General features: G+C 73.6%; 12 protein-coding genes. 5 read left to right on the top strand and 7 right to left on the bottom strand.

Features of this window, described 5'->3' with window-relative positions; genetic code table 11:
• Positions 1-42: 42 nt before the first annotated feature.
• The 4 genes from hppD to hisC all read left to right on the top strand — a co-directional run bounded on the left by hppD (position 43) and on the right by hisC (position 4,119).
• A complete protein-coding gene (gene hppD, locus O7607_RS14350; RefSeq protein ID WP_013288921.1) occupies positions 43-1,248 on the top strand; it encodes a 4-hydroxyphenylpyruvate dioxygenase in 1,206 nt (401 codons plus the stop codon).
• 10 nt (positions 1,249-1,258) lie between these two features.
• On the top strand, positions 1,259-1,909 hold the full coding sequence (locus O7607_RS14345; protein WP_269703703.1) for an RDD family protein: 651 nt from the start codon (positions 1,259-1,261) through the stop codon (positions 1,907-1,909).
• A gap of 114 nt (positions 1,910-2,023) precedes the next feature.
• Positions 2,024-3,019 carry an RDD family protein gene (locus tag O7607_RS14340; protein ID WP_269703700.1) on the top strand — a complete coding sequence of 332 codons (996 nt, stop codon included), beginning with the start codon at positions 2,024-2,026 and terminating at the stop codon, positions 3,017-3,019.
• Positions 3,016-4,119 (top strand): histidinol-phosphate transaminase, encoded by a 1,104-nt coding sequence (hisC, locus tag O7607_RS14335; RefSeq protein WP_269703698.1) that lies wholly within the window; start codon positions 3,016-3,018, stop codon positions 4,117-4,119. The genes O7607_RS14340 and hisC overlap by 4 nt, the downstream gene beginning before the upstream one ends.
• A 60-nt stretch (positions 4,120-4,179) precedes the next feature.
• Here the strand turns inward: hisC and O7607_RS14330 are convergent, their stop codons facing one another.
• The 5 genes from O7607_RS14330 to O7607_RS14310 form a co-directional block, all read right to left on the bottom strand.
• Positions 4,180-5,430: an outer membrane protein assembly factor BamB family protein gene (locus O7607_RS14330; protein WP_269703696.1), complete on the bottom strand. Its 1,251-nt coding sequence runs from the start codon at positions 5,428-5,430 to the stop codon at positions 4,180-4,182.
• A 67-nt stretch (positions 5,431-5,497) separates the two neighbouring features.
• Positions 5,498-5,980: an SRPBCC family protein gene (locus tag O7607_RS14325; protein WP_269703694.1), complete on the bottom strand. Its 483-nt coding sequence runs from the start codon at positions 5,978-5,980 to the stop codon at positions 5,498-5,500.
• Positions 5,981-6,091: 111 nt separating this feature from the next.
• Positions 6,092-6,301: a DUF397 domain-containing protein gene (locus O7607_RS14320; RefSeq protein WP_269703692.1), complete on the bottom strand. Its 210-nt coding sequence runs from the start codon at positions 6,299-6,301 to the stop codon at positions 6,092-6,094.
• A 174-nt stretch (positions 6,302-6,475) separates the two neighbouring features.
• Entirely contained in the window at positions 6,476-7,675 is a 1,200-nt protein-coding gene (gene fahA / locus O7607_RS14315; protein WP_269703691.1) for a fumarylacetoacetase, read from the bottom strand.
• Positions 7,672-8,538: a hypothetical protein gene (locus O7607_RS14310; RefSeq protein ID WP_269703690.1), complete on the bottom strand. Its 867-nt coding sequence runs from the start codon at positions 8,536-8,538 to the stop codon at positions 7,672-7,674. The genes fahA and O7607_RS14310 overlap by 4 nt, the downstream gene beginning before the upstream one ends.
• Positions 8,539-8,632: 94 nt before the next feature.
• On the opposite strand from O7607_RS14310, the gene O7607_RS14305 reads away from it, so the two are divergent.
• Complete coding sequence (locus O7607_RS14305) at positions 8,633-9,799, top strand: homogentisate 1,2-dioxygenase (RefSeq protein ID WP_269703688.1); 1,167 nt, start codon at positions 8,633-8,635, stop codon at positions 9,797-9,799.
• A gap of 55 nt (positions 9,800-9,854) precedes the next feature.
• Here O7607_RS14305 and O7607_RS14300 read toward each other — a convergent pair whose 3' ends face one another.
• Both O7607_RS14300 and O7607_RS14295 read right to left on the bottom strand, forming a co-directional pair.
• Positions 9,855-10,895 (bottom strand): NAD(P)-dependent alcohol dehydrogenase, encoded by a 1,041-nt coding sequence (locus O7607_RS14300; protein ID WP_269703687.1) that lies wholly within the window; start codon positions 10,893-10,895, stop codon positions 9,855-9,857.
• Positions 10,896-10,940: 45 nt separating this feature from the next.
• The gene (locus O7607_RS14295) at positions 10,941-11,948 is read right to left on the bottom strand and encodes a tetratricopeptide repeat protein (RefSeq protein WP_269703686.1); all 1,008 of its coding nucleotides are present in this window, start codon (positions 11,946-11,948) and stop codon (positions 10,941-10,943) included.
• Positions 11,949-11,979 lie beyond the last annotated feature (31 nt).

The following is an 11,979-nucleotide window of genomic DNA, read 5'->3' as shown; positions in this document are numbered from 1 at the left end:
ACGGCGGCCTACGAGGCCGGCCGGTACGCGAGGGAGGCCACCATGACCCAGGCGATCGACCGACCCCAGTCGACCGAGGAGGTCGACGTCGACGCTCTCGTCGGCGCAGTCGACCACGACATCACCCGCGACCCGTTCCCGGTCAAGGGCATGGACCACGTCCACTTCCTGGTGGGCAACGCCAAGCAGGCCGCGCACTACTACTCCACCGCGTTCGGCATGACCTGCGTGGCGTACCGGGGGCCGGAGCAGGGCTACCGCGACCACGCGCAGTACGTGCTCACCAGCGGTTCGGCCCGCTTCGTGCTGACCGGCGCGGTCCGCCCGGACGCCGACGGCGCCGAGCACGTGGCGAAGCACAGCGACGGTGTCTCCGACATCGCGCTGGAGGTGCCGGACGTGGACGCCGCGTACGCGCACGCCGTGGCGCAGGGCGCGACCGGCCTGGTCGAGCCGCACGACGTCAGCGACGAGCACGGCACCGTGCGGATGGCGTCCATCGCCGCGTACGGCGACACCCGGCACAGCCTGGTCGACCGGTCCCGCTACACCGGCCCGTTCCTGCCCGGCTTCGTCGCTCGCGGCCCGATCGTGGACCGCCAGCCGATGATCGACGCCGGCCTCCAGCCGAAGCGGTTCTTCCAGGCGGTCGACCACGTGGTCGGCAACGTGGAGCTGGGCCGGATGGACGAGTGGGTCGAGTTCTACAAGCGGGTCATGGGCTTCTCGAACATGGCCGAGTTCATCGGCGACGACATCGCCACCGACTACTCGGCGCTGATGAGCAAGGTCGTCGCCAACGGCACCCGCAAGGTGAAGTTCCCGCTGAACGAGCCGGCCGTGGCCCGCAAGAAGTCGCAGATCGACGAGTACCTGGAGTTCTACCAGGGCCCCGGCGCCCAGCACATCGCCGTGGCCACCAACGACATCCTGGCCAGCGTGGACGCCATGCGGGCGGCGGGCGTCGAGTTCCTGGACACCCCGGACTCGTACTACGAGGACCCGGAGCTGCGCGCCCGCATCGGCAACGTCCGGGTGCCGATCGAGGAGCTCCAGTCCCGCAAGATCCTGGTCGACCGGGACGAGGACGGCTACCTGCTCCAGATCTTCACCAAGCCGGTGCAGGACCGCCCCACCGTCTTCTTCGAGCTGATCGAGCGGCACGGCTCGCTCGGCTTCGGCAAGGGCAACTTCAAGGCCCTGTTCGAGGCGATCGAGCGCGAGCAGGAGAAGCGCGGGAACCTGTAACACTGTCCGCGTGACCCAGCCTGCTCCGAACCCGACGCCGCCGCCCGCCGGACATCCACCCGCGGGCGGCGGCTTCGCGCCGCCCGGCTACCCGCCGCCCGGTTACCCCCCGCCCGGGTACGCCCCGATGCCCCTCCCGCCTCCGGTGGCGCCGAACGGGCAGCCGCTGGCGGGCTTCGGTGACCGGCTGCTCGCCTACCTGATCGACACCGCCGTCGCCATGGCGGTGACGCTGGTGCTGTTCGTGCCCGTCTTCTTCCTCGTCGTCTTCCGGATGATCGACGAGATCGAGCAGGCCGGCCCGAACGGCCCCGACCCGGCCGAACTCTGGACGGGCTTGCTCCTGCCGCTGTTCGCCGCCGAGCTCGGGGTCCTGCTGCTGATGCTCGCCTTCTACTGGCTCTACCACGTCGAGTACGCCCGCCGGACCGGGCAGACGCTGGGCAAGAAGGTGATGAAGCTGCGGATCGTGCCGCTGCAGCCGGACACCACCCTGACCCGGGGGATGCTCGGCAAACGCTGGGTCGTCGAGTTCGCCGGCGGGATGTTCGTGCCGTTCCTCAGCTACCTCGACGGTTTCTGGCAACTCTGGGACAAGCCCTGGCAGCAGTGCCTCCACGACAAGTTCGCCGGAACCGTCGTCGTTAAGGTTGGCCCGTGAGCGCGAGGAGTGAGCCGGGTCTGCGAGCCCCGCAGTCGCGAACTGAGGGGGCATTGTGAGCGCGAGGAGTGAGCCGGGTCTGCGAGCCCCGCAGTCGGGAACAAGGACGGCATCGTGAGTTTGGAACCTGGCTGGTACGTCGACCCCGCCGATCCGGAGACCCGCCGCTGGTGGGACGGCGAGGGGTGGATCGGCGCGCCGATCCCGGTCGACGTCACCCCGCCCGACGGCCCGCCGCCCGCCGAACCCGAGCCCGCGCCGGCCACCGCGGCGCCCGCCGCCGACCACCAGGCCGCGCGTACCGGCGGCCGTCCCGACGCGACGCCGACGTCCGGCACGCCGGGCGGACCGAGCCCGTGGCCGGGCCAGCCGGGTCAGCCGGGTCAGGCAGGACCGTGGCCGGGGCAGCCGGGTCCGGCGAACCCGTGGCCGGGCCAGCCGGGTCAGCCGGGCACGCAGGGACCGCCGCCGGGCTGGCCGTACCCGCACTGGCCAGGTGCGCAGCCGGTCCCGCGTCCGCACGGGCTGCCGCTGGCGTCGTACGGCGCCCGGCTGGTCGCGCGCCTGATCGACTTCGGCGTGGTGTTCCTGCTCAACGCCGTGGTCAACGGCTGGTTCGTCTGGCGCTACGTCGAGGCGGTCTCCCCGTACCTGCGCGAATCGGTGCGCCGGGCGCTCAACGGTGACACGTCCACGGACGGGCTGCCCCAGATCGACGAGCAGGCCGGCGGCCTCCAGATCGCCATCCTGGTGATCGCCACCGCGCTCTGGTACGCGTACGAGGTGCCGTCGATGGCGGCGCGCGGTCAGACCTTCGGCAAGCGGCTGATGGGCATTCGCGCGCTGCCGGTCGAGGCGGACCAGCCGCTCGGCTTCGGCCGGGCCACCCGGCGCTGGAGCACGCTCGGCCTGCCGACGCTGCTCTGGTACTGCTGCGGGCTGGGCCTGGTGCTCCAGCTCATCGACGCGGTATCGCCCCTGTTCGACCACCCCCTGCGCCAGGCCCTGCACGACAAGCGGGCGCAGACGGTGGTGGTCCAGCTTCCCCGCAAGCGTGACCCCCGTACCGCCCCGCCCGAGAGCGCCGACACCCCGGGAGACACCCCATGACCGAGACCGGACGCCAGCAGCCCGCGCTGCGGCTCACCCGCGCCGACCTGGACGCGCTGCCGAACTACGTGCCCGGCCGCAGCCCGGCCGACCTGGCCCGCGAGCTGGGCCTGGCGGAGGCGATCAAGCTGGCCAGCAACGAGGTGCCGTACGGCCCGCTGCCGGGCGTGGTCGAGGCGGTCGCCGAGGCGGTGGCCGGTTCGCACCGCTACCCGGACATGGGCGTGGTGGCGCTGCGTCAGGCGCTCGCCGAGCGGTACGGCGTGGACGCCGACCGGATCGCCACCGGCTGCGGTTCGGTGGCGCTGGCCGAGCACCTGGTGCGCGCCACCTGCCTGCCCGGTGACGAGCTGCTCTACTCGTGGCGCTCCTTCGAGGCGTACCCGATCATCGCGGCGACCAGCGGCGCGACCAGCGTGCGGGTGCCGAACGACGCCGGCCACGGCCACGACCTGGACGCGATGGCCGCGGCGGTGACCGATCGGACCCGGATGGTCCTGGTCTGCAACCCGAACAACCCGACCGGTACGGCGGTGCGCCGGGCCGAGCTGGACCGTTTCCTCGACGCGATGCCGGACGACGTGCTCGTGGTGATCGACGAGGCGTACCGGGAGTTCGTCACCGACCCCGAGGTGCCGGACGGCCTGACCTACCTGGACCGGCCGAACGTGGCGGTGCTGCGCACGCTGTCCAAGGCGTGGGGCCTGGCCGGCCTGCGAATCGGCTGGCTGGTCGCGGCGCCGGAGGTGGCCGCCGCGGTGCGCAAGGTGGTCACCCCGTTCTCCACCAGCATGGCCGCCCAGGCCGGTGCGCTGGCCGCGCTGGCGCAGGCCGACGAGGTGGAGCGGCGCTGCGCGCTGGTCGTGGCCGAGCGGGACCGGGTCACCGAGGCGCTGCGCAAGTTCGTGCCGGACGTGCCGGACAGCCAGGCCAACTTCGTCTGGCTGCCGCTGGGCGAGCGGGCGGTGGAGTTCGGCCGGGCGTGCGAGGCGCGTGGCGTGATCGTCCGGCCGTTCCCGGGCGACGGGGTACGGGTCACCATCGGCACCCCGGCCGAGAACGACGCGTTCCTGGCCGCCGCCGAGGCCGCGCTGGCCTGACCGGGCGCGCCCGGCGCCGGTCCGTCAACCCCCCCTACGGACCGGCGCCGGACGTCCGGATCAGGTCACCGCGAGCAGCACCGGCTCGGCCATCAGGAAGTAGCCCTGGTCGTCGTCCTCCGGCGCGGCGGTCTCCCGCAGCCGCTCCACCGCGACGTAGCCGTCCACCGCGTACGCCCGGCCCGGCTTCCAGCCGATCCCGTCCCGTCCCAGGTCGAGCACGAAACTGGACCGGGTGGTGCCGGTCAGCGGGTCCACGGTGACCAGTTCCCGCCGGTCGGTCAGCAGATGCACCCGCCCCGGCTCGGTCGCGAGCACCCGGGCCGGATGGATGTCCGCCCGGCGCCACAGCTCCTCGCCGGTACGCGCCGAGCGCCCGACCACCACCGGGCCGGACGTGTCCACCGCCCGCTCGCCGTCCAGCACGGTGTCCGGGTGGTCCAGGCCCGGCGCGGCGGCCGGCTCGCCCGGGTCGGTCACCAGCCAGCCCCGGCTGCCCGCGCCGTCCGGCCCGGCGGTACGCAGCCCGCGACAGCCGGAGTGCCCGTACGGGCAGCCGACCGGCGTGACCACGAGCTGCTCCGGCGCGTCCGGCGGCCGCCAGCGGGTCCGCACCGTACCGGTCGCCGCGTCCCGCAGCTCGACCGCGGGCGGACCGTCGCAGCGGTCCACCCCGACCAGTTCGCCGCTGGCTGTCGTACCCACGTCGGTCCGGCAGTCAGGCGTCACGTCGGCGCGCCAGAGCCGGCGACCGTCGGCGAGGTCGTACCCGCCGAGCCCGCCGGGACCCGCCGAGACCAGCACGGACCGGCCGGCGGAACGCGCCACGTGCAGCCCGGCCGGGTCCCAGACCGTGCCGGCGTAGGTCCGCCTCGGCTCCGGCACCGACCGAGGCTCCGGGCCGTCGGCCCGCCAGGCGACCCGCCCGGTACGCGCGTCCAGCGCCACCAGCCTGCCGTCGGACCAGCGGCTGACCACAGTGGTCCCCTCGGCGAGCACTCCGACCAGCGTCGCCGGCCAGCGGCGGAAGGACCAGAACGGGGTGACCCGGTGCCGACCGGTGGCCGGCTGGTCCGCGTACACCTGGCGGGCGCCCGCGTAGACGCGGAGCCGGCCGTCCACGACGAGCGGCGCCACCGGCAGCCGCGCGAGCACCCCGGCGGTCGGCGCGGGCGCCGCCGGGTACGGCTTCCGGGCCGGGGTGTCGACCTCGGCGGGCGCCAGCACCCGGACGACCACGGCGACCGACGCCGCGACGGCGAGTACCGCCACCAGCGCCACCACGGCCCGCCGCCTCGCGGCCTTCGCCATCCGTCACCTCCGCCCCGGCACCCTACCGGCCGCGTGCGGACCGGGTACGGGGAGCGGCCGGGTCGGCTCAGGCGGCCTCGGTGGACCGGGCGGTGCCGGCGGCCAGCGCCAGGTCGGCCAGGTCACGCCGGAGCGCGCCCTCGACCGCGCGGGCGGCCAGGCCGCCGAGGATCAGGGCCAGCACCCGCCCGTACGCCCGGGTCGGCACCGCCTCGTGCTCGACGGTGACCTCGGTGCAGCCGCGCCGCCGTCGCTCGACGGTGCGCAGCGTCCAGGTGATCCGGTAGTCGGCGCCCGCGCCGCGCGACCCGAGCACCAGGCGGCCGGGCGCGACCGCCTCGATCACCTCGAACTCCTCGGGTTCGGTGCCGCCGTCCGGCCGGACGCGGATCTCCCGCCACACGCTGCCCGGCCCGAACCCACCGAGGCCGGGGACCTCGACCGCGTCCACCGCCGAGAGCCAGTCGGCGCGGGCCGGGAGGTCGGTGAGGAGCCGCCACAGGTCGGCGTCCTGCGCTTCGATGAATGCGGAAACGGTCACCGTCGACATGGCACCTCCCGTGTCGTACACGGTACGGGCCGTGACGGGAAACGGGGAGCCTCCCGGTGACATTTCCACTACCGGTGCCCCGGCCGGGGCACCGGTGTGGCGCACGAGCGGTCAGCCGCCGATCGTGCCGGCCCGCAGCGCGGTGACGAACGCCGCCCAGCCCGGCGGGCTCACCGTGAGCGCGGGGCCGTCCGGGTCCTTCGAGTCGCGTACGCCCACCACGCCGTGCGCGGCGACCACGTTCGTCGCCACCTCGACGCAGAGGCCCTGATCGTTCGAGCGGCTACTGGTACGCCAGACGGCACCGGTCAACTCGGTCATGCTCGGTCCTTCCTGTTCGGCTTGCCCCGGTACGCCCCCCGACCCGGTGCCGACAGCACTCCGACTCGACCTGGAGGCGCCGCCCGGGGCGTACGTGATCCGGAGCGATCAACGCCGAAGGAAACGGCCCCGGTCGCACTACGGGTGCGACCGGGGCCATCGGAAGGCCGGATGTCAGCGGGCCGGCAGGATCGTCCCGGTGACCTCGCCCAACGCAACAGTGGTGCCGTCCGGGCCGGGCGCGGTGGCGGTGATCGTCACCGTGTCGCCGTCCTCCAGGAACGTCCGCTCGCTGCCGTCGGCGAACTTGACCGGCTCGGACCCGCCCCAGGTCAGCTCCAGGAACGACCCGACCTGGCCGCGCTCCGGACCGGAGACGGTGCCGGAGGCGTAGAGGTCGCCGGTACGCAGCGACGCGCCGTTGACGGTGAGGTGCGCGAGCTGCTGGGCGGGGGTCCAGTACATGCCGGCGAACGGCGGCTCGGCGACCCGCTCACCGTTCCACTGCACCGACAGCGTCAGGTCCAGCCCGAGGTGCGGGGTGGCGCGCAGGTAGTCCTGCACCGGCGGGTCCTGGTCGGGCGCCGGTACGAACGCGTCGGCAAGCGCCTCCAGCGGCGTCACCCAGGCCGAGACCGAGGTGGCGAACGACTTGCCGAGGAACGGTCCGAGCGGCTGGTACTCCCACGCCTGGATGTCCCGGGCCGACCAGTCGTTGACGAGCACCACGCCGAACACGTGGTCGGCGAAGTCGGCCACCGCCACCCGGTCGCCGAGCCGGCTCGGCACACCCACCACGAAGCCCACCTCGGCCTCGATGTCCAGCCGGACCGAGGCGCCCGTGGTGGGGCCCTGCGCGCTGGCCCGCTGGCCCGTCGGGCGTACCACAGGGGTGCCGGAGACGACCACGGTGCCGGCCCGGCCGTGGTAGCCGATCGGCACGTGCTTCCAGTTCGGCAGCAGCGGCGGCTGCCCGGGCCGGAAGATCTGCCCGACGTTCGAGGCGTGGTGCTCCGAGGAGTAGAAGTCGACGTAGTCGGCCACCTCGAACGGCAGCGCCATCTCGACCTCACGCAGCGGCACCAGCAGCGGCTCGACCGCCGGCCGGTGCTCCGGGTCGGTGAGCAGCTCGACGACCCGCTGCCGGACCGCCGTCCACTGCGGGCGGCCGAGCGCCATGAAGGCGTTGAGCGTCGGCTCACCCAGCGCGCCGCCGGCCAGCACCAGACCGGCCGCCTCCGCGCCGGCCAGGTCCAGCGCGACGTCGCCGATGCGGACGCCGATGCGCGGCTCACCCTCGCCGTGCCGGAACACGCCGTACGGCAGGTTCGTCACCCCGTACGGCGACCCCGCCGCTCCTGGTACCCAGGTCATGCCTCGTAGCCTCCGTTCACCAGCCCCAGCCGGATCAGATCGGTCAGTGGTTCGGAGATGCTGCACGAGCCGTACCCCACCCAGAGCGGGCGCTCGGCGTCGCGGTGCGCCCGGGCCGGCTCGACCACGCGTACCGGGTCGGTGGCGGCGAGCAGCTCGGCCACGCCGTCCACCTCGGCGCCCCCGACGGCGGCGAGCGTCGCGCCCAGCACGTTGACGAAACCGTGGTGGGTGAAGCCGGTCTCCGGGTCGCGGTGCCGGATCGCGTGGTGCAGGCCGGCGGTGAGCTTGAACGGCAGCTTCCGGTCGCGGCAGGCGCAGATCACCGCGGCCAGCTCGACCGGGGTGGGGAACAGCTCGGCGGCGAGCCCGCCGGTACGGAACTTGGCCGCCACCGGCAGCCCGCCGGCGCGTGCCTCGGCGAGCGCGTCGAGCGCGCCCATCAGCCCGAAGGTCAGCGGGATCTCCGCGTACACGCCGGTGCCGTCCAGCCGGCCGGCGAGTGTCATCAGCTCGGCCAGCCCGGGTTGCGGGTCCTCGCCGCGCTTGGCCACCGGCGCCTCGATCTGCCGGGCGGTCACCCCGTCGGGCGCGAGCGCTTCCAGCGCCTGCGGGAGCTGGTCCAGGCCGGTGTCGCCGATCAGGCCGATGACCAGGCCCTCGGTCGCGTCCACCAGGCCGCTCAGCGACCCGCGCTGAATCTCCGAGGCGGGCAGCAGCAGCGGCCCGACCATGTCGGCGTACCAGGCGGTGCGGTGGGTGCGGTGCGCGGTCACCGCGTCGGGCAGCGGGGCGTTGCCGGGCGGGAAGACCGCGGCGTCGTCCACCAGGCCGGAGAGGAGGCGGGGCACCTGCGTTGACACGAGACAAGAATGTACGGGACGCTACGAGGAACGGACAACCGCGTCCGATTATCGGACGCCACCGGCCGGAGAACGGGACATATCGGGAGGCGAGATGCCGTACTACCGCAGCGTCGGCGACGTGCCGCGCAAGCGCCACACCCAGTTCCGCCAGCCCGACGGCACGCTCTACGCCGAGGAACTGGTCGGCCAGGAGGGCTTCTCCTCCGACTCGTCGCTGCTCTACCACCGGCACGCGCCGACCGCGATCCTCGCCGCGCAGGAGTACGCCCCGCCCACCGTCACCCGCCTGCCGAACCTGCCGCTCAAGCCGCGCCACCTGCGCACGCACAAGCTCGACGGCACCGGCGCGGACCCGGTGCTCGGCCGGCAGTACCTGCTCGCCAACGACGACGTGCGGATCGCGTACGTGCTCGCCGACCGGCCGTCGCCGCTGTTCCGCGACGCCACCGGCGACCACTGCCTCTACCTGGAGGCCGGGTCGATGCGGGTCGAGTCGCCGTTCGGCGTGCTCGACGCGGTCGCCGGCGACTACGTCGTCATCCCCACCTCGACCATCCACCGCCTGGTGCCCACCGGTGACGAACCGACCCGGCTGCTCGCCGTCGAGGCGTCCGGCCACATCGGGCCACCCAAGCGCTACCTCTCCGTACGCGGGCAGTTCCTCGAGCACGCGCCCTACTGCGAGCGCGACGTCCGCGGACCGGACACCCCGCTGCTCGTCGACGGCGAGGAGGTCGAGGTGCTGGTCAGACACCGCCGCGGTTGGACGAGGTACGTCTACGCCAACCACCCGTTCGACGTGGTCGGCTGGGACGGGCACATGTACCCGTGGGCGTTCTCCATCCACGACTTCGAGCCGATCACCGGGCGGATCCACCAGCCGCCGCCCGTGCACCAGACATTCCAGGGCCCGAACTTCGTGATCTGCTCGTTCGTGCCGCGCAAGGTGGACTACCACCCGGCCGCCATCCCGGTGCCGTACAACCACCACAACGTCGACTCGGACGAGATGCTGTTCTACACCGGCGGCAACTACGAGGCCCGGCGCGGCTCCGGCATCGAGCAGGGCTCGATCTCGCTGCACCCGTCCGGGTTCACCCACGGCCCGCAGCCGGGCGCGGCCGAGCGGTCGATCGGGGCGGAGTTCTTCGACGAGCTGGCGGTCATGGTGGACACGTTCCGCCCGCTGGACCTCTGCGACGCGGCCGCCGCCTGCGAGGACGACGGCTACGCCTGGACCTGGGCGCGCAAGTCCTGACGTACGCGAGAAGGGGCCGCGCCCGGCACGGACGCGGCCCCTTCGCACGTGGTCGTCAGAACGTGGACGCGTCGATGACGAAGCGGTAGCGCACGTCGGAGGCGAGCACCCGCTCGTACGCCTCGTTGATCTTGTCGGCGCCGATCACCTCGATCTCGGCGCCCAGCCCGTGCTCGGCGCAGAAGTCGAGCATCTCCTGGGTCTCCGCGATGCCGCCGATGCTCGACCCGGCGAACGACCGCCGGCCCGGGATCAGCGAGAACGCGTGCACCGACAGCGGCTTCTCCGGGGCGCCCACGTTGACGAGCGTGCCGTCCACCGCCAGCAGCCGCAGGTACGCGTCCATGTCGAGGGTCGCGCTCACCGTGTTGATGATCAGGTCGAACGAGCCGGCCAGCTCACGGAACGTCTCCTCGTCCGAGGTCGCGTGGTAGTGGTCGGCGCCGAGCCGCAGCCCGTCCTCCCGCTTCTTCAGCGACTGCGACAGCACCGTCACCTCGGCGCCCATCGCGTGGGCCAGCTTCACGGCCATGTGGCCGAGACCGCCCATGCCGATCACCGCCACCCGGCGGCCGGGCCCGGCGTTCCAGTGCCGCAGCGGCGAGTACGTGGTGATGCCGGCGCAGAGCAGCGGCGCGGCGGCGTCCAGCTCGATGCCGTCCGGGATGCGCAGCACGAAGTCCTCGGTGACCACGATGGCCTGCGAGTAGCCGCCCTGGGTCGGCTCGCCGTCCCGGCCCACCCCGCCGTACGTGCCGGTGCTTCCCTTGAGGCAGTACTGCTCCAGCCCCTTGCGGCAGCTGTCGCACTCCCGGCAGGAGTCGACCAGGCAGCCGACGCCGACCCGGTCGCCGACGGCGAACTTCGTGACCGCGGAGCCGACCTCCCGCACCACGCCCGCGATCTCGTGACCCACCACGATCGGGTAGCGGGTCGGGCCCCACTCGCTGCGCGCGGTGTGGATGTCGGAGTGGCAGATGCCGGAGAACTTGATGTCGATGAGAACGTCGTCCGGTCCGAGATCCCGCCGCTCGATGGTGGTCGGAGCGAGCGGTTCGGTCGCGGACGTCGCCGCGTAGGCGTTGACGGTGAGCACTGAGTCCCGCTTCCTTCAGCCGGTGTTTCCGGTCCTCCTACCCTCTCACCGGCGAGCGAAAGCGGTGAATCCGGCCACCACCGACGCGGTGATCGCCCCGACCAGCGGCCACGGGCCCCCGACCAGCGCGTACGCGAGCAGCAGCACCACCGCGGCGGCAGCCGCGTAGACCGGCACGACCAGGCCGCGCGCCATCGCCTCCCGCAGGCCGGGCCGCCACGTCGCCGGGCGCCGCAGCAGCACCGCCACCCCGCCCACCGCCAGCACCGCGAACAGCCGGGACGCGCCCGGCGAGGCCGGGGCCAGGGCGCCGACCAGCACGCTCGCGACCAGGGACAAACCGGCCACCGACAGCAGGAGCCGCCGGATGCCGTCGTCCACGGTCCGTGCCGGGTCGGGCCGCGCCACGGGCAGGTCCGCCATCGCGGTCAGGTAATCCAGCGTCTCGGCGTACCGGCGGCGTTCCAGCCGGGCCACGCCCACGTCCTGCCCCGCCTCACCCAGCTCCGGGTCCAGCCGCAGCGCCTCCCGGTAGGCCCGCTCGGCCAGGTCGAACAGTTGCAGCCGCACCGCGACCAGGCCGAGCACCAGGTGCGCCTCCGGCTCGTCCGGCGACAGCTCGACACCCCGCCACGCCGCGTCCAGCGCCGCCTGCCCGTTGCGCGACGCGGAGAGGATGGCGGCGGCGCTGCGCTGCGCGTACGCGTCACTCGGCGCACGGGCCAGGATCTCGTCGGCGGTCGCCGCGGCGGGCTTCCAGCGTTCGAGGTCGAGCAGCGCGAACCCGCGCGCCACGAGCAGCGGCACCGCCTCGGGCCCGGCGGTTGCCTTCTCGACTGCGGTTTCGGCGACGGCGAGCGCCTCGGCCGGCCGGTCGGCGGCCAGGTGCATCCGGGCCAGCATGGTCAACGCGGGCACGTGCGCCGGCTCGGTCGCGATCAGCGCGGTGAGTTCGCCGATCCCCTCGTCGTAGCGCCCCAGCTCGGCAAGCAGGTGGGCACGTTGCAGGTAGCCGTCGGCGGCGGACTGGTCGGGAGCGGCGTCACTCGGCATCCCGGCGAGCGTATCCGCCCGGCCCCACCGC

This window comes from Micromonospora sp. WMMA1949, assembly GCF_027460145.1.
GTDB lineage: Bacteria > Actinomycetota > Actinomycetes > Mycobacteriales > Micromonosporaceae > Micromonospora.
Note: the sequence above shows the minus strand (reverse complement) of the source record. Positions and strands in the feature narration are given on the sequence as shown.